This window comes from Streptomyces ruber, assembly GCF_014648075.1.
GTDB lineage: Bacteria > Actinomycetota > Actinomycetes > Streptomycetales > Streptomycetaceae > Streptomyces > Streptomyces ruber.
In genome coordinates, this window is record NZ_BMQK01000001.1 from 469,986 (window position 1) to 487,860 (window position 17,875).

The 17,875-nt window shown below is 73.4% G+C and carries 13 protein-coding genes; 9 read left to right on the top strand and 4 right to left on the bottom strand.

Features of this window, described 5'->3' with window-relative positions:
- Positions 1–102 precede the first annotated feature (102 nt).
- Complete coding sequence (gene icmB, locus IEZ04_RS02210) at positions 103–519, top strand: coenzyme B12-dependent isobutyryl CoA mutase small subunit (RefSeq protein ID WP_189214866.1); 417 nt, start codon at positions 103–105, stop codon at positions 517–519.
- A gap of 127 nt (positions 520–646) precedes the next feature.
- Here the strand turns inward: icmB and IEZ04_RS02215 are convergent, their stop codons facing one another.
- Both IEZ04_RS02215 and IEZ04_RS02220 read right to left on the bottom strand, forming a co-directional pair.
- Positions 647–2,269 (bottom strand): DUF5691 domain-containing protein, encoded by a 1,623-nt coding sequence (locus IEZ04_RS02215; protein WP_189214867.1) that lies wholly within the window; start codon positions 2,267–2,269, stop codon positions 647–649.
- Positions 2,270–2,462: 193 nt separating this feature from the next.
- Positions 2,463–3,818 (bottom strand): SWIM zinc finger family protein, encoded by a 1,356-nt coding sequence (locus IEZ04_RS02220; RefSeq protein WP_189214868.1) that lies wholly within the window; start codon positions 3,816–3,818, stop codon positions 2,463–2,465.
- Positions 3,819–3,961: 143 nt separating this feature from the next.
- On the opposite strand from IEZ04_RS02220, the gene IEZ04_RS02225 reads away from it, so the two are divergent.
- The 5 genes from IEZ04_RS02225 (at position 3,962) to sucD (ending at position 11,357) form a co-directional block, all read left to right on the top strand.
- A complete protein-coding gene (locus tag IEZ04_RS02225; protein ID WP_189215362.1) occupies positions 3,962–5,161 on the top strand; it encodes an ATP-binding protein in 1,200 nt (399 codons plus the stop codon).
- A gap of 77 nt (positions 5,162–5,238) precedes the next feature.
- Positions 5,239–7,755, top strand: a complete 2,517-nt coding sequence (locus IEZ04_RS02230; protein ID WP_373296248.1) for a DUF5682 family protein — start codon at positions 5,239–5,241, stop codon at positions 7,753–7,755.
- On the top strand, positions 7,752–8,933 hold the full coding sequence (locus IEZ04_RS02235) for a vWA domain-containing protein (protein WP_189214869.1): 1,182 nt from the start codon (positions 7,752–7,754) through the stop codon (positions 8,931–8,933). The genes IEZ04_RS02230 and IEZ04_RS02235 overlap by 4 nt, the downstream gene beginning before the upstream one ends.
- 339 nt (positions 8,934–9,272) lie before the next feature.
- On the top strand, positions 9,273–10,451 hold the full coding sequence (gene sucC, locus IEZ04_RS02240; RefSeq protein WP_189214870.1) for an ADP-forming succinate--CoA ligase subunit beta: 1,179 nt from the start codon (positions 9,273–9,275) through the stop codon (positions 10,449–10,451).
- A gap of 21 nt (positions 10,452–10,472) precedes the next feature.
- Positions 10,473–11,357 carry a succinate--CoA ligase subunit alpha gene (gene sucD, locus IEZ04_RS02245; protein WP_189214871.1) on the top strand — a complete coding sequence of 295 codons (885 nt, stop codon included), beginning with the start codon at positions 10,473–10,475 and terminating at the stop codon, positions 11,355–11,357.
- Between the two features lie 164 nt (positions 11,358–11,521).
- Here sucD and IEZ04_RS02250 read toward each other — a convergent pair whose 3' ends face one another.
- Complete coding sequence (locus IEZ04_RS02250) at positions 11,522–12,442, bottom strand: sigma factor-like helix-turn-helix DNA-binding protein (RefSeq protein ID WP_373296238.1); 921 nt, start codon at positions 12,440–12,442, stop codon at positions 11,522–11,524.
- A 109-nt stretch (positions 12,443–12,551) separates the two neighbouring features.
- Between IEZ04_RS02250 and IEZ04_RS02255 the strand changes: the two genes are divergently transcribed.
- Positions 12,552–14,264: a cell division protein PerM gene (locus IEZ04_RS02255; RefSeq protein WP_189214873.1), complete on the top strand. Its 1,713-nt coding sequence runs from the start codon at positions 12,552–12,554 to the stop codon at positions 14,262–14,264.
- A 17-nt stretch (positions 14,265–14,281) separates the two neighbouring features.
- On the opposite strand, the gene IEZ04_RS02260 is transcribed toward IEZ04_RS02255, so the two are convergent.
- A complete protein-coding gene (locus IEZ04_RS02260) occupies positions 14,282–15,211 on the bottom strand; it encodes a hypothetical protein (protein ID WP_189214874.1) in 930 nt (309 codons plus the stop codon).
- Positions 15,212–15,646: 435 nt separating this feature from the next.
- Here IEZ04_RS02260 and purN point away from each other — a divergent pair, with 435 nt between their 5' ends.
- Together purN and purH are read left to right on the top strand one after the other, a co-directional pair.
- A complete protein-coding gene (gene purN / locus IEZ04_RS02265) occupies positions 15,647–16,285 on the top strand; it encodes a phosphoribosylglycinamide formyltransferase (protein ID WP_189214875.1) in 639 nt (212 codons plus the stop codon).
- Positions 16,282–17,844, top strand: a complete 1,563-nt coding sequence (gene purH, locus IEZ04_RS02270) for a bifunctional phosphoribosylaminoimidazolecarboxamide formyltransferase/IMP cyclohydrolase (protein WP_189214876.1) — start codon at positions 16,282–16,284, stop codon at positions 17,842–17,844. Before purN ends, purH begins: the two co-directional genes overlap by 4 nt.
- Positions 17,845–17,875 lie beyond the last annotated feature (31 nt).

Sequence of the window (17,875 nt, forward strand, 5' to 3'; positions counted from 1 at the left end):
GCCGCGCGGTGCGGGCCCCGTGTCCGCGACGCGTCCAGCTCGGTGGGGGACGTTGGAAGCGGTACGGGTACGGGGTGGTGTAGTCGTCGCATGGAGGCAGTGATGGGTGTGGCAGCCGGTCCGATCCGCGTGGTGGTGGCCAAGCCGGGGCTCGACGGCCACGATCGCGGGGCCAAGGTGATCGCGCGGGCCCTGCGCGACGCGGGTATGGAGGTCATCTACACCGGCCTCCACCAGACGCCGGAACAGATCGTCGACACCGCGATCCAGGAGGACGCCGACGCGATCGGTCTCTCCATCCTCTCCGGCGCGCACAACACGCTGTTCGCGGCCGTCATCGAACTGCTCAAGGAGCGGGACGCCGAGGACATCAAGGTCTTCGGCGGCGGCATCATCCCCGAGGCCGACATCCCGCCCCTCAAGGAGAAGGGTGTCGCCGAGATCTTCACCCCCGGCGCCACGACCACGTCGATCGTGGACTGGGTCCGGGCGAACGTCCGCCAGCCCGCGGAGACGTGACCGGGCGGTCCGCGGCGTCCGGTCACAGCGCCACAGCGCCACGGCTCCGCGGGGCCAAGGCCCTCGGTGACGTATGCCGGGGGCCGTCCTCGACCGGGCTCACACCACCGGTTCAGGTACGACCGGGTCATGGCGCGGACAGCTCCTGCCACATGGTGGCGCGCAGGCGCAGCGTCGTGACGAGGCGCTGGAACGCCTCCGACCAATACCCGCCGGCTCCCGGAGACGCGCCCTCCACCTCCTCGGGCACGGCGGTGAGCGCGTCCAGCCGCGCGGCCTCCGAGGGGTCGAGGCACCGTTCGGCCAGTCCCATCACCCCACTGAAGCTCCAGGGGTAACTACCGGCGTCCCTCGCGATGTTCAGCGCGTCCACCACCGCGCGCCCCAGTGCCGGGGACCACGGCACCGTACAGACCCCGAGCAACTGGAACGCCTCCGACAGACCATGGGCCGCGATGAACCCCGCCACCCACGCCGACCGCTCGTCCGTGCCCAGCGTCGCCAGGAGTTTCGCCCGCTCGGCCAGCGACACGGCCCCGGGACCGGCGGCCTGCGGCACGGACGGTTCCCCCAGCAGGGCCTTCGACCAGCCGGCATCGCGCTGCCGGACCGCCGCCCGGCACCAGGCGGCGTGCAGCTCGCCCTGCCAGTCGTCCGCCACCGGCAGTGCGACGATCTCCTCCGGAGTGCGCCCGCCGAGCCATGCCGACCAGGATCCGAGTGGCGCAGCCTCCACCAACTGGCCGAGCCACCAGGACCGTTCCCCGCGACCTGCCGGCGCCTTGACCACCACACCGTCGCGTTCCATGCCCGCGTCGCACTCGTGCGGCGGCTCGACCGTGATCACGGGGCCGCTTCGGGTGTGGTCGACGGCCACGCACGATCCCGCGCGAGCGGCCATCCGTGCGGCGAGCGCCGAACCCGGCAGCGCGGAGAGCAGCTCCGCGGCGGTGGCCCGTACGTTCCGGCTGCGGTCGGTCAGGGAGCGTTCCAGGAAGGGTTCGTCCTCCGCTCCGAGCCGGGTCCGCAGCGTGTCGAGGAACATCAGCCTGTCCTCGGCCCGCTCCGTCGCCCATGTGCTCTCCAGCAACTCCCGTGCCGCGTCCGGCTCCTTGGCCCGCATCGCCGCCAGCAGGGCGACGCGTTCGGTGAACAGCCCCTCCTCCCACAGCTTCCGGGCCCGGTCGGCGTCCCGGTGGTCCGGCAGCCCGGTGCCTCCGCCCGGCGCGGCCCGCAGCGCGAAGCGCCAGTCCGGGTTCAGCCGGGCCAGCCACAGTGCGCGCGGTCCCGCGAACGTCAGCACAGCCGGACGCAGGTCGGTACGGCCCCGGGCCGCGTCCAGCAGCGCGGGCAGCGCCTCGGACGGGGCCGCGTAACCGCGCGCGTTGGCCGACGCCAGCCATTGCGGCAGCAGTTCCATCAGGTCGGGAGCCGTGCCTCTGCGGCCGCCGCTCCCCGTGCCCGGCCGGTCGGCCAGGAGCAACGCCAGCCTGCGCGCGGCGGCCGGCGGGAGCGGTGGCCGCGCATCCTCGGCCGCGGGCTCCGGCCGCGCCGCCGCCGGGGCCGGCCGCAGGCCCGCCCTGCGCCGCACGGTCTCCACGGCCGCGGCGTCCAGCAACGCCACGGGTGCGTCCTGCCCGGCCGCGAGCCCGGGAACCGGCCGCCGGTCCGTGCCCAGCAGCGCCACGGTGACGAGTTCCTCCCAGAAGTTCCCGTCCCGCGACTTCGGGAGGGTGGTGTTGCCGCTCATGAGGGTCCTTCCCCCTTGTCGGTGATCGGTGATCGGTGATCGGTGATCGGTGATCGGTGATCGGTGGCCGGCGAGTCGGCTGGCTGATCGGTCGCGATGGGCGGGGCGGGTCCCGGAGAAGCTCGCCCCGCCCCCATGGCACCGTTCCGCCGGTGGACGCCAGATGCTCAGCGTCCTCGGGAGCGGCCGTGCCTCAGCACACCCCCACCGCCCTCCCCTCTCCTTCCGGCCAGGCCGTGAGCGGTGTGAAGCCTCGGTGCCCCACTTCTCCGAACACCGTGACGGGGGCACCGCCGGAGAGGGCGACGAGGCGCCACAACCTCGGCCGCGAACGGGCCGCGGGCGTCAGAGGCAGGGCCAGGTCGCCGTCCGCGTCCGCCAGCTGCCACGCGTCGCCGTCCGGAGTCGGTATCACCCGGCTGAGAACGACCGGGACGGAGTCCAGCCACGGGTCGTCGCGCAGGGCGTCGCCGTAACGGGCCGTCGCCTCCGCCGGGGACACTCCCGGCGGTCGCCGTTCCGTCGGCTCGGGAGCCGAGAACCACTCACCCAGCGCGCCGCGCAGCTGTCCCGCTCCCGGGTAGGCCGATACCTCCGCGTCGAAGGCCAGGCCCACCGGAAGGGACAGCTCCGGTGCCCGGCCGGCCGCTCCGTAGGAGAGCAGCAGCGCCGTGCGGCCGGATCCGGTGCCGTACAGCCAGATCCGCCGGGTCGTCAGGCGGGCGTCCGCCGTGTCGTACTGGGCGAGGACCAGCCACCGGTCGCGCACCGGCGGGCCCTCCGGCGAGCCGGCGAGCCCCACCCGCGCACGTACCGTGGCCGCGAGGCCGTCCGGGAGCCGATCGCGCCGCAGCCACCCCTGGTCGAGCAGGTGGAGCAACGCGCACTCCTCCAGCAGCCGCACCGGCCAGCCGGCCCCCGAGCCCGGTACGGCCCCCAGCTCCCTCACCCGGGCGGCGAGGCCCGGTGCCTGCGCGTCGACCATGCGGGCCGCCGCCTCGTCCCACAGTCCGTAACCGGCCTGCTCGGCCCCCGCCAGGCCGCCCCGCAGCAGGTCGGTGAGCCGCTGCTCCAGCTCGGTCGCCCCCGCCGTGATCCGCTCGGCGCGCCGCTCCGCCCGGCGGCGCGCCGCCTCCGGGTCACCAGGCGCAGCCCCAGATGCCGCGCCCGTCGTCGTCCTCCGGGCCCCGGCGCGCTGCCTTCGGCCGGACAGCCACTGCTCCGCCCAGTCCGGCGCCTGCGCACGCGGCACCACGGTGTCCCCGCCCGCCCAGAGCAACAGCAGCCCCAACGCGTGCTTGCACGGGAACTTGCGGCTCGGGCAACTGCACTTGTACGCGGGCCCGCCGGCGTCCGCGACGTCGATGACCGTCTGATACGGCTTGCTGCCACTGCCTTTGCACAGTCCCCACACTGCCCCCTCGTCCGAACTGCCCGCCTCCGACCACGGCCCGGCTGCGCCGAGTTTGCTTCCCGCTTTGCGTGACGCTGCGTCAGGCGCCAGTGCCAGCACCTGCTCAGCCGTCCAGCGCACCCCCTGCTGAGTCATGTCCCCGAAGGTAGGACCCACCACTGACAATTGACCTCGGCTGAGCTGTTTCCGCAGGTCAGCACGCGTTGTCAGTGGCGTGGTGCACGGTGGACACCAGATCCGAAGCGGCCGACCAGGCCGAGCTGGAGGGGGACTCCGTCATGCCTGTTTCCGTGGACCCGACGACCGTCGACGACGACCGCAACCAGTCCGCGTCCGCGAACGCGCCCGCGGGACCGGACGCGCACACGAGCGGGCACGCCGCCGCGGCGGAAGCGCCGGCCGAAGCGCTGCGTCCGCACGCCGAGGACGCCTTCGCGGCCGAGCTCGCCGCGCTGGCCGCACAGGACGACCGGCCGCGCCCGGCCCGCTGGAAGCTCTCACCGTGGGCCGTGGCCACCTACCTGCTCGGCGGCACCCTGCCCGACGGCACGGTGATCACACCGAAGTACGTGGGCCCGCGCCGCATCGTCGAGGTTGCCGTCACCACCCTCGCCACCGACCGCGCCCTGCTCCTGCTCGGTGTGCCGGGCACTGCCAAGACCTGGGTGTCCGAGCATCTGGCCGCGGCGGTCAGCGGTGACTCCACGCTGCTCGTGCAGGGCACGGCGGGCACGCCGGAGGAGGCGATCCGCTACGGATGGAACTACGCGCGGCTGCTCGCCCACGGACCGAGCCGCGACGCGCTGGTACCGAGCCCGGTCATGCGGGCGATGGCCGAGGGGATGACGGCCCGGGTGGAGGAGCTCACCCGCATTCCGGCGGACGTCCAGGACACGTTGATCACGATCCTGTCCGAGAAGACGCTGCCGATACCGGAGCTGGGGCAGGAAGTGCAGGCCGTGCGCGGCTTCAACCTGATCGCCACGGCGAACGACCGCGACCGCGGAGTGAACGACCTGTCGAGCGCCCTGCGCCGCCGTTTCAACACCGTGGTGCTGCCGCTGCCGGAAAGCACTGACGCCGAGGTCGACATCGTCTCGCGCCGCGTCGACCAGATCGGCCGCTCGCTCGACCTGCCGACGGCACCCGACGGCATCGACGAGATCCGCCGTGTCGTCACGGTCTTCCGCGAGCTGCGGGACGGGATGACGACCGACGGCCGTACGAAACTGAAGTCGCCGAGCGGCACCCTGTCCACCGCCGAGGCCATCTCCGTCGTCACCAACGGGCTGGCACTGGCTGCCCACTTCGGGGACGGAGTGCTGCGCGCCTCCGACGTGGCCGCCGGCATTCTCGGCGCCGTGGTCCGCGACCCGGCGGCCGACCGCGTCATCTGGCAGGAGTACCTGGAGGCGGTCGTCCGCGAGCGCGACGGCTGGACGGACTTCTACCGGGCGTGCCGGGAGGTCGGCGCGTGAGCGGCTTCCGGGAGACGGGACGCGGGGGCCCACCGACGGCGACGGATGCCCGCGGGTACGGAGGCACCGGCGTGGAAGTGGGAGAGGCCGGCCCGGGAGGGACCGTGTCGCGAGTGCGGCCCTACGACGGCGGGCCGTTGCTGCTCGGTGTGCGGCACCACGGGCCGGGGTCGGCGCGGGCGGTGCGGGCCGCGCTGGACGAGGCGCGTCCCCGGGCGGTCCTGGTCGAAGGGCCACCGGAGGCGGACGGGCTCGTCCCGCTCGTCGCCGACGAGGACATGCGGCCGCCGGTCGCACTCCTCGCCCATGCCGTGGACGAACCCGGCCGCTCGGCGTTCTGGCCGCTCGCCGAGTTCTCCCCGGAGTGGGTGGCGATCCGCTGGGCCGTGGAGCACGGAGTCCCGGCCCGCTTCATCGACCTACCGGCGACGCACACTCTCGCGTGGAACACCGGGGAATGCACCCCGGAGCCGGAGCCGGAGCCGGAGCCGGAGCCGGAGCAGGAGCAGGAGCCGGAGCACACCGAGGGACCCGCTCCGTCCGCTCCGTCCACTCCGTCCGCTAGGTCCGAGGAGGCGGTCGAGGCGGTCCGCGTCGATCCCCTCGCGGCGCTCGCCGAAGCCGCCGGGTACGACGATCCCGAGCGGTGGTGGGAGGACGTGGTCGAGCACAGGGGGACGGAAGGGGACGTGTTCGCCCCGTTCCTGGCCCTGGGGGAGGCCATGGAGGCGCTGCGCGAGACGTACGGCACCGGGGGGCACGACCGGGACCCGGTCCGGGAGGCGTACATGCGGCTCCAGGTGCGGTCCGCGCGCAAGGAGTTCGGGGACGAGGTGGCCGTGGTGTGCGGGGCGTGGCACGTCCCCGCGCTGCGGGAGAAGCGCACCGTCGCCGCCGACCGGGCGCTGTTGAAGGGACTGCCGAAGGTCAAGGCCGACATTACCTGGGTGCCGTGGACGCACCGCAGGCTGTCCCGGGCCAGTGGCTACGGGGCGGGCATCGACTCGCCGGGCTGGTACGGGCACCTGTTCGGCGCGCCCGACCGCCCCGTCGAGCGGTGGATGACCAAGGTGGCCGGGCTGCTCCGCGAGGAGGACCGCCTCGTCTCCTCCGCCCACGTCATCGAGGCGGTGCGGCTCGCCGAGACGCTCGCGGTGATGCGCGGGCGCCCGCTGCCGGGTCTCACCGAGACGACCGACGCCGTACGGGCGGTGATGTGCGAGGGCTCGGACGTGCCGCTCGGCCTCGTGCACGACCGGCTCGTGGTCGGCGACGTGCTGGGGGAGGTGCCCGAGTCGGCGCCCGCGGTGCCGTTGCAGCGCGACCTGGCGCGGTCGCAGCGCAGGCTGCGGCTCAAGCCGGAGGCGCTGGAGCGGGAGGTGGAGCTCGACCTGCGGAAGGAGACAGACGCCGAGCGCGGCCGCCTCCTGCACCGGCTGCGGCTGCTGGGCATCGCGTGGGGCGAGCCCGTGGTCTCACGCGGCAGTACCGGCACCTTCCGTGAGACCTGGCGGCTGCGGTGGGAGCCGGAGCTGGCGGTGCGGGTCGCCGAGGCCGGTGTGTGGGGCACGACCGTCCTGTCGGCGGCGACCGCCAGGGCCGAGGCGGACGCCGTGTCGGCGGAGTCGCTCGCCGATGTCACCGGACTCGCCGAGCGCTGCCTGCTGGCCGGGCTGCCGGACGCCCTGCCCGTGGTGATGCGGGCCCTCGCGGACCGTGCCGCGCTCGACGCGGACGTGGGGCATCTCGCGCAGGCTCTGCCCGCGCTGGTGCGTTCGGTGCGCTACGGGGACGTCCGGGCCACGGACACCCGGGCGCTGGCGGAGGTCGCGGCGGGCCTGGCCGAACGGGTCTTCGTCGGCCTTCCGCCCGCGTGCACCGCGCTCGACCGGGACGCCGCGACCGAGATGCGCCGTCATGTGGACGCGGTGCACGGAGCGGTGGGCCTGCTGGGGGAGGCGGTGCCGGCCGCGCACGGCGACCTGCGGGCCCGGTGGCACTCCGTACTGCACGTGCTGTCGCAGCGGGACACCGTTCCGGGTGTCGTCCGTGGCCGGGCGGCGCGGCTCCTGCTGGACGACGGCGAGCTGGCGCGGGACGACACCGCTCGTCTCATGGGGCTGGTGCTGTCGCCGGGGACGGCACCGGCGGACGCGGCCGCGTGGATCGAGGGCTTCGTCGGCGGAGGGGCGGGCGGAGCCGGCGGCGGCATGCTGCTCGTGCACGACGAGCGGCTGCTCGGGCTGGTGGACGCGTGGCTGACCGGGGTATCGGGGGAGGCGTTCACCGATGTGCTCCCGCTGCTGCGGCGGACGTTCTCGGCGTACGAGCCCGGGGTGCGCAGAACGCTGGGCGAACTGGTGCGACGCGGGCCCGGTGCGCGGGGGAGCGCGGCGGCCACCGCGTCGGGGACCCCCGGCTTCGCCGCCGAGCCCGACGCCGGGCGGGCGGACGCCGTACTGCCGGTGCTGCGCCTGCTGCTGGGCCTGAACGAAGACGACAGAAACAACGAGAACGACGAGGGCGACGAGGGCGACGAGGGCGACGAAGACGCCATGAGGACCGGGAACAGTTCTGTGGAGGTGGGTGCATGAGTACGGGTGCGGAAGTGGTGAGCCGGGTGAAGGAGGCCGCCGACGAGAGACTGCGGCGCTGGCGGCTCGTGCTCGGGGGAGACACGGCCGACGGGACGGGGCACGCGCTCTCCGGACGGGACGCCGCCATGGACGGGGCGCTCGCCGCGCTCTACGGGAAGGGGGACAGGCCGCAGAGCGGACGGGACCGTTCGGCGGGGCTCGGGGCGTCGGCGCCCTCGGTCGCGCGTTGGCTGGGCGACATCCGGACGTACTTCCCGTCCTCCGTCGTACAGGTCATGCAGCGTGACGCCATCGACCGGCTCGGGCTGTCCACGCTGCTGCTGGAGCCGGAGATGCTGGAGGCGGTGGAGGCCGACGTCCACCTGGTCGGCACGCTGCTCTCCCTGAACAAGGCGATGCCGGAGACGACCAGGGAGACCGCCCGGGCCGTCGTGCGCAAGGTCGTCGAGGACCTGGAGAAGCGGCTCGCCACCCGGACCCGGGCCACGCTCACCGGTGCTCTGGACCGCAGCGCGCGGATCAGCCGGCCACGCCACCGCGACATCGACTGGAACCGCACGATCGCGGCCAATCTGAAGAACTACCTGCCGGAGTACCGGACGGTGGTGCCGGAGCGGCTCATCGGGTACGGGCGGGCCTCGCAGTCGGTGAAGAAGGAGGTCGTCCTCTGTATCGACCAGTCGGGGTCGATGGCGGCGTCCGTGGTCTACGCGTCGGTCTTCGGCGCCGTCCTCGCCTCGATGCGGTCCATCAGCACCCGGCTCGTCGTCTTCGACACGGCGGTCGTCGACCTGACGGACCAGCTGGACGACCCGGTCGACGTCCTCTTCGGCACCCAGCTCGGCGGCGGCACGGACATCAACCGGGCGCTGGCGTACTGCCAGTCGCAGATCACCCGGCCGGCGGAGACGGTGGTGGTGCTGATCAGCGACCTGTACGAGGGCGGGATACGGGACGAGATGCTGAAGCGGGTGGCGGCGATGCAGGCGTCGGGGGTGCAGTTCGTGACGCTGCTCGCGCTCTCCGACGAGGGGGCGCCCGCCTACGACCGGGAGCACGCGGCGGCGCTCGCGGCCCTGGGCACGCCGGCGTTCGCCTGTACGCCCGAGCTCTTCCCCGAGGTGATGGCCGCGGCCATCGAGAAGCGGCCGTTGCCGATACCGGACAGCGCGTGAACGGGGGTGGGAGGCGCGGGTGACACCCCGTGCCGCCCGGCACGGGGTGTCACGGGGAGCGGACGTGCCGCGAGCACCCGCGGGGGTACGAAACACTCCAAGCCCGTACGAGTCCGCACGAGGCTCCGCCGCGGAAGGCACCATGTGACAGGTATCACCGCTCAGGTGTGATCCGTGATTTAGACCCCCTCCTCCGGCGGCGATAACCTGCGAGGCGGACATGCCGCGCGCTCGGACACCGTGTGCGCACCCCTTGTGACAGAGCGGACGTCACGTTGCCCTTCGCGGCACGCCCACGCACCCAACGAACCGCTAGATCACTGATAGGGACGGACGCGCGTGGACCTGTTCGAGTACCAGGCGAGGGACCTCTTCGCCAAGCACGGTGTACCGGTGCTGGCCGGTGAAGTCATCGACACGCCTGAGGCGGCGCGCGCGGCGACCGAGCGCCTTGGCGGCAAGTCGGTCGTCAAGGCCCAGGTCAAGGTCGGTGGCCGCGGCAAGGCCGGTGGCGTGAAGCTGGCCGCGACCCCGGACGAGGCCGTCGCCCGCGCGACGGACATCCTCGGCATGGACATCAAGGGCCACACGGTCCACAAGGTGATGATCGCCGAGACGGCTCCGGAGATCGTCGAGGAGTACTACGTCTCCTACCTCCTCGACCGGACGAACCGCACGTTCCTCGCCATGGCCTCCGTCGCGGGCGGCATGGACATCGAGGAGGTCGCGGCGACCACCCCCGAGAAGCTCGCCAAGATCCCGGTCGACGCCAACGCGGGCGTCACCAAGGAGAAGGCCCAGGAGATCGTGGCCGCGGCGCAGTTCCCGGCCGAGGTCGCCGACAAGGTCGCCGACGTGCTGGTGACCCTGTGGGAGACCTTCGTCAAGGAGGACGCCCTCCTGGTCGAGGTCAACCCGCTCGCCAAGGTCGCCTCCGGTGACGTCATCGCCCTCGACGGCAAGGTCTCGCTGGACGCGAACGCCGAGTTCCGTCACCCGGAGTTCGAGGAGCTCGAGGACAAGGCGGCGGCCAACCCCCTCGAGGCCGCGGCCAAGGCCAAGGGCCTCAACTACGTCAAGCTCGACGGCGAGGTCGGCATCATCGGCAACGGCGCGGGTCTCGTCATGAGCACCCTGGACGTCGTCGCGTACGCCGGTGAGGCCCACGGCGGCGTGAAGCCCGCCAACTTCCTCGACATCGGCGGCGGCGCCTCCGCCGCGGTCATGGCGAACGGCCTGGAGATCATCCTCGGCGACCCGGACGTCAAGTCCGTCTTCGTCAACGTCTTCGGTGGCATCACCGCCTGCGACGAGGTCGCCAACGGCATCGTCCAGGCGCTGCAGCTGCTCGCCGACCGTGGTGAGGACGTCAGCAAGCCGCTGGTCGTGCGTCTCGACGGCAACAACGCGGAGCTCGGCCGCAAGATCCTCTCCGACGCCAACCACCCGCTGGTCCAGCGCGTGGACACCATGGACGGCGCGGCCGACAAGGCCGCCGAGCTCGCGGCTGCGAAGTAAGGGACGAGGGACACCACAGCCATGGCTATCTTCCTCAACAAGGACAGCAAGGTCATCGTCCAGGGCATGACCGGTGCCACGGGCATGAAGCACACCAAGCTCATGCTGGCCGACGGCACGAACATCGTCGGTGGCGTCAACCCGCGCAAGGCGGGCACGACCGTCGACGTCGACGGCACCGAGATCCCGGTCTTCGGCACGGTCGCCGAGGCGATGGAGAAGACGGGCGCCAACGTCTCCGTCCTCTTCGTCCCGCCGGCCTTCGCCAAGTCCGCCGTGGTCGAGGCGATCGACGCCGAGATCCCCCTCGCGGTCGTCATCACCGAGGGCATCGCGGTCCACGACTCGGCCGCGTTCTACGCGTACGCCGTCGAGAAGGGCAACAAGACCCGGATCATCGGCCCGAACTGCCCCGGCCTGATCACTCCGGGCCAGTCGAACGCCGGCATCATCCCGGGCGACATCACCAAGCCGGGCCGCATCGGCCTGGTCTCGAAGTCCGGCACGCTGACGTACCAGATGATGTACGAGCTCCGTGACATCGGCTTCTCGTCCGCCGTCGGCATCGGCGGTGACCCGGTCATCGGCACCACGCACATCGACGCGCTCGCCGCGTTCGAGGCCGACCCCGACACCGACCTGATCGTGATGATCGGTGAGATCGGCGGCGACGCCGAGGAGCGCGCGGCCGACTTCATCAAGGCGAACGTGACCAAGCCGGTCGTCGGCTACGTCGCCGGCTTCACCGCGCCCGAGGGCAAGACCATGGGCCACGCCGGCGCCATCGTCTCCGGTTCCTCCGGCACGGCCCAGGCCAAGAAGGAGGCCCTCGAGGCCGCGGGCGTCAAGGTCGGCAAGACCCCGACCGAGACGGCCAAGCTGGCGCGCGAGATCCTGAACGGCTGACGCCGGCCGCCCGGCGGAGCCACCACGACGGTGGCTCGCTCATGGCGGTCACGGGCCCGCACCCCTCTCACACGTGTGCTGTGCCGAGGAGGGTGCGGGCCCGCCCGTGTTCACGGCCGCACGGCCGGCTGTCCGGCCGTGCGGCCGTGAACACGGGTATCGCGTCAGCGCCCCTCCGGCACCAGACGGTGAGGCCCGCGCACCGTCTCCCGGCGCAGCTTCTCGCGCAGTTCCAGCTGTTCGTGGGACAGCGGTCCGGGGGCCACCCGTGGCGGCAGCCCCTGCACCACGGCCCCCGGGGACGCCGGTGCCTCGTAACGGTCGGGCGCGACCCTCAGCGTGAGGACGGTGGTGCCGGTCAACAGGACCGTGAAGGCGGCGGCCGCCCGGACCGAGAGCCGGGCACGGCGTTCGCCGCCGGTCCGGACACGGTCCGCCGTGACCGTGTCCACCACCGGGACGTGGTCCTCCCGCAGCGCCTCGCGGAGGCTGTGCCGCAGCGCCTCCGGGTCGGCCAGCCCGGGCAGCTGCGCGGCGACGGCTTCTCGCGCGTTCAGCAGCCGGGACGCCGCGGCGGGTGTGCTGGCCTCGATCTCGGCGGCCGTCTCCGGGAGGCCGAGCCCGAGCCCGTCGTACAGCAGCAGGGCGCGCCGGTACGGTGGCGGCAGCTCCAGCAGCACGTCGGCCAGGACCCGGCCGGCCGGGTCCCGCGACGAACCCTGCGAGCCGGACGAGGGGGAACTCGCCCGGCGGTGGATCCGCGGGCGCAGCCGCCGCCAGGGAGAGAGCGCGTACTCGTGAGCCGCGGCCCGCACCCATCCCGCCGGGTCCCGGTCGACGGCCACCTCAGGCCAGTGCTGCCAGGCGAGCTGAAAGGCGCGCTCGACGGCCCGATGGGCATGCCGAGGCCGTCCGGTGAGCAGGAAGACCTGCCGTACGAGGGCGGGGGCGCCGAGCGCGTACAGGGCGTCGAAGGCCTGGGCGGGCGCGGCGCCGGGCGCGGCCGTGCCGGAGCCCGCACCGTCCTCCACGCCCTTCGCGCCCAGCACGTCGCTCACGCCCTTCGCGCCCAGCACGTCATTCACGCCCTCCGCGTCCTTCATACCTCTGCGCACGGAAAACCACATAAAAGTATCTTGAGCGACACATCCATGTTTCGTCCGTTACGCACGGAAAGCGCGTGTCGTTGGGAGCATGGCCGTCGTGACCCATGTGACCGACCCGGCCGATCCGGCCCGTCAGGCGACCTCCCGCTTCCCCTTCTCGCCGCCGTCCGCACTGGCCTCGGGGCTGTTGGGCGGGGTCGTCGCGGCGGGGCTCGGACTCGGCGCGTTCGGCGTCCTGGTGACCCTGTTGTGGATCACCTCGCCGTACCCGGACAGCGGACCGAGCGGGGTGGCGCACGTCGCGGCGTCGCTGTGGCTGCTGGCCCACGGTGTCGAGCTCGTCCGCACCGACACCCTTTCCGGCATCCCCGCGCCCGTCGGCATCACCCCGCTCCTGCTGCTCGTCCTCCCCGTACGGCTCGTGCACCGGGCGGCACGGAACGCGGCGGACGACCCGTCCGTCTCCTCCCGCTCGGCGTGGACGGGGGTCGTGACGGCGTACGCGGCCGTCGGCGGGGCGGTCGCGCTGTACGCCTCCGGCGGCGAGCCGCGCCCGTCCTGGCCCCATGCGGCGCTCTGCGTACCGCTGCTCGCGGCGGGAGCGGCGGCCGCGGGGGTGTGGACGGCGTACGGAAGGCCGCGCGGTCCGCTGCCGGCCTGGCTCGGCGAACGGGCCGGTCCGGCGGCCCGGCGGCGGCTGGCCGTCGCCGGACGGGCCGCGGGCGCGGGTACGGCCGTGCTGGCCGGCGGGGGCGCGCTGCTCGTGGCGCTGTCCCTGGTCCTGCACGGTGACACGGGCCGGGCGTCCTTCGTCCGGCTCACGGAGATCTGGTCGGGCCGCTTCGCCGTCCTGCTGCTGTGCGTGGCCCTGATGCCGAACGCGGTGGTGTGGGCGGCCTCGTACGGGCTCGGACCCGGTTTCGCGCTGGGGGCGGGCCGGATGACGGCGCCGCTGGTCCCGGCGCCGCCGGACTCCCTGCTGCTGCCCTTCCCGCTCCTGTCGGCCGCGCCGGAGACGGGGACGAGCGTGTACGGATCGCCGCTGCTGTGGGCGGTGGGCGCGGTACCGCTGGCCGCCGGGGTGACGGTGGGCCGGTTCACCGCGGCAGCGGCGGCCCGCGGGGACCGGGGTACGCCCTGGTCCGGCCGCCAAACCCTCGCCACGACCGTCTGCGCGTCCGCGCTGTGCGGGCTCGCCGTGGCCGCCCTCGCCGCCCTGTCCGGCGGCGGCCTGGGCGTCGCCACGCTGGCCGGCGTCGGGCCGGTGTGGTGGCAGGCGGGGGCCGCCGCGGTCGTCTGGACGTCGGTGGTGGGGATGCCGGTGGCACTCGGGGCACGGGCCTGGAGCACGCGCGACCGGAAGCGCCGAACGCATCGGAGAGCCGAGGCGTTCAGGATGTTCCGGATGTTCCGGATGTTCCGGAAGTTCTGTAAGTTCCGGATGTTCCGGAAGCCCCGGGAGGCGGGGCAGGGGCCGTCCCGTTCGGGTGGCGGCCGGATGCGAGGTCCGGCCCGGCCGGGACCGCACAGGACGGCCGAGGCGCCGGAAGCAGGCCCGGGCTCCGGTCCCGGATCCGGCGCCCGCCCCTGCGCGGACGCCCGCCCCCGCGTCCGTACCCGCCGCCTCGGCCGTGCGCTGCCGCCCGGTACGTGGTCCGCGTGGCCCCGCGGGCGGCGGGGCTCCCGCGGCGTGCCGGAGCGGGCCTCCGGGGACGCCGCGTTCGAACCGTACGACTTCCTGCCGGTGGAGACCGTGGACAAGCCCGCGAGCGAGTCCGCGCACGGGTCCCCGAAGGAGTAGGCCGGCCCGGGAGCGGGTCAGTCCGAGCTCAGGATCCCCTGCAGCTCGTCGGGCAGGAACCTTTCGCAGGACTCCCTCGACGCCGTCGTCAGCGCGTCGTTCTGGCAGGTGTAGTAGTCGCGGTAGACCAGCTGCGCGGTGAACGACACGGCGACCATCAGGAGACCCAGGGACGCCAGGACCACACCGCTGATCGCCGCCGTCGCCTGCGGGCGGGGGCCCGCGCCGGTCGCGGCGGGTGCGGGTGCGGCGGGCGCGGGGGCGCCGGATGCGGGAGCGGCGGGTACGGGCGTGTCGGAGGAGGCGTCCGGACGGCGCGAGGTGCCGCGCAGGGAGCTGATGCCCCAGTGCAGGGCCAGCGCGCCGAGCAGCAGCGCCACGTACGGCCAGCCGAAGAGGGAGAAGAAGAAGGCCCACAGTCCCGCCAGCAGCGCGTACCGGGCGCGCCGCTGGACCGGGTCCGTCGGGTCCCAGCGCATACCGGCACCCGGGCCGCCCTCGGGCCCGCCCTGTCCGTGCGGGCCGCTCTGTCCGTTGGGGCCGCCCGGTCCACCGGGTCCGCCCGGTCCGCCGGAGTGGCGGGGGCGCTCGCCGAACCCGCCGCCCGTGGCACGTCCGGGCTGCCGGTCGCTCCACTGGCTGCCCCACGGTGAACGCCTGCCCTTGTCCTCCGTCTCCTGTCCGCCCGCGGGGCGGCGCGGCTGCCACGGCCGGTCCGGCGCCCCCTCGGGCGGCGGCGCGAACGGATTGTCGTCGGCGGGAGCCGAAGGAGAGGAAGCGGGAGCCTGGGACCCGTGCCCGTCGCCGGTGTCCTGCCCGGTCTTCGGCACGCTCCCGCCCCCCTGCGGCGGGGACACCTCGTCGCCCGAGCGCGATCCGGAACTCGGGGCGGAGGAGTGCCGCTCACGCAGCAGGAGCGGAGGGAGTCGGAGGCTGCGGTCCGGCATCAGGTGTGCGTCTTCCCCTTGGAATCGATACGTCGGTATGTCGGTATTCGGGCTGTCGGTGCGCGGGCTGTCGGTGTGCGGGCTGATCGGTGTGCGGGCTGTCGGTGTCAGGGCTGCCGTGCGCGGGCTCGGTAACCGGCCGGAACCGGTACGGGTACCGCGCCGGTGTCGGTCGGGGCGCGCCCGGGACGGTCCCGGACCGCCTTCCCGTCCTTGGTCAACGTCCCGCGCGAGCGAGGCGTTCCCCGTGGTGTGCCGGGTTCCCGGGTGGATGCTTTCCAGACGCTACCTTCCGGCCGCGCCCCCGTCCCGTGGGGGCCCGGTGCGCTGCCGGTATCGTTGCTGACGGTCGGCCGCTTCGTAGACTTCCCCGTATCCCGGGGCGCGAAGCGTTCGTAGGACCGCACAAAGATCCCCCCGAGAAAGGGCCCCTCCGTGGCCGAGCCCGTGGTCGAGTCCGCGGCCAAACGCCTTGTCGTCCTGGTCTCCGGATCCGGTACGAACCTGCAGGCGCTGATCGACGCCATCGCCGAGACGGGCCCCGGGGCCTACGGCGCCGAGATCGTGGCCGTCGGCGCGGACCGCGGCGGCATCGAGGGACTCGCCCGCGCCGAGCGCGCCGGGCTGCCGACCTTCGTGTGCCGGGTCAAGGACCACGCCACCCGCGAGGAGTGGGACGCGGCGCTCGCCGAGGCCGTCGCCGCGTACGAGCCGGACCTCGTGGTGTCCGCCGGGTTCATGAGGATCGTGGGGAAGGAGTTCCTGGCGCGGTTCGGCGGACGGTTCGTGAACACGCACCCCGCCCTGCTGCCCAGTTTCCCGGGAGCCCACGGTGTGCGGGACGCGCTCGCGTACGGCGCCAGGGTCACCGGATGCACCGTCCACTTCGTCGACGACGGCGTCGACACCGGGCCGATCATCGCGCAGGGCGTGGTGGAGATCCGGGACGAGGACGACGAGAGCGCGCTGCACGAGCGCATCAAGGAAGTCGAGCGAAGGCTGCTCGTCGACGTCGTGGGGCGCCTCGCCCGCAACGGCTATCGCATTGAGGGACGAAAGGTAGTTATCCAGTGACCGCCGAGAGCAACAAGCGGCCGATTCGCCGGGCGCTCGTCAGCGTCTACGACAAGACCGGGCTCGAGGAGCTCGCCCAGGGGCTCCACGAGGCCGGCGTCGACCTCGTCTCCACCGGGTCGACCGCCTCCCGCATCGCCGCCGCCGGCGTCCCCGTCACCAAGGTCGAGGAGCTCACCGGCTTCCCCGAGTGCCTGGACGGCCGGGTCAAGACCCTGCACCCGAAGGTGCACGCGGGCATCCTCGCCGACCTGCGCCTGGAGGACCACCAGCGGCAGCTCGCCGAGCTGGGCGTCGAGCCGTTCGACCTGGTCGTCGTCAACCTCTACCCGTTCCGCGAGACGGTCGCCTCCGGGGCGACGCCCGACGAGTGCGTCGAGCAGATCGACATCGGCGGCCCGTCCATGGTCCGCGCCGCCGCCAAGAACCACCCCTCCGTCGCCGTGGTCACCAGCCCCGCCCGGTACGCGGACGTCCTCGCCGCGGTGAAGGACGGCGGCTTCGACCTGACCGCCCGCAAGCGGCTCGCCGCCGAGGCCTTCCAGCACACCGCCGCGTACGACGTCGCGGTCGCCTCCTGGTTCGCCACCGAGTACGCCCCCGTGGACGACTCGCAGTTCCCCGACTTCCTCGGCGCCACCTGGGAGCGCGAGCACACCCTCCGCTACGGCGAGAACCCGCACCAGCCCGCCGCCCTCTACACCTCGGGCACGGGCGGCCTGGCCGAGGCGGAGCAGCTGCACGGCAAGGAGATGTCGTACAACAACTACACGGACACGGACGCCGCCCGCCGTGCCGCGTACGACCACGACGAGCCCTGCGTCGCGATCATCAAGCACGCCAACCCCTGCGGCATCGCGGTCGGCGCGGACGTCGCCGAGGCGCACCGCAAGGCGCACGCGTGCGACCCGCTGTCCGCGTTCGGCGGCGTGATCGCCGTGAACCGGCCGGTGAGCAAGGAGATGGCCGAGCAGGTCGCGGAGATCTTCACCGAGGTCATCGTCGCGCCGGACTACGAGGAGGGCGCGCTCGAGGCCCTCACCAAGAAGAAGAACATCCGCGTGCTGCGCGCCCCCGAGGCGCCCTCCGCCCCGGTCGAGGTCAAGCCGATCGACGGCGGCGCGCTGCTCCAGGTCACCGACCGGCTCCAGGCCGACGGCGACGACCCGGCCAACTGGACCCTCGCGACGGGTGAGGCGCTGACCGAGGACGAGCTGGCGCAGCTCGCCTTCGCCTGGAAGGCCTGCCGGGCCGTCAAGTCCAACGCGATCCTGCTCGCCAAGGACGGTGCCTCGGTCGGCGTCGGCATGGGTCAGGTGAACCGGGTCGACTCCGCGAAGCTCGCGGTGGAGCGCGCCGGTGCCGAGCGGGCGCGTGGGGCGTACGCCGCCTCCGACGCCTTCTTCCCGTTCCCCGACGGATTGGAGATCCTCACCGAGGCGGGCGTCAAGGCCGTGGTCCAGCCCGGCGGTTCGGTCCGGGACGAGCAGGTCGTCGAGGCCGCGCAGAAGGCGGGCGTCACGATGTACTTCACGGGGACGCGGCACTTCTTCCACTGAGCGCACTGAGCGCACTGAGCGGATCGCGCGC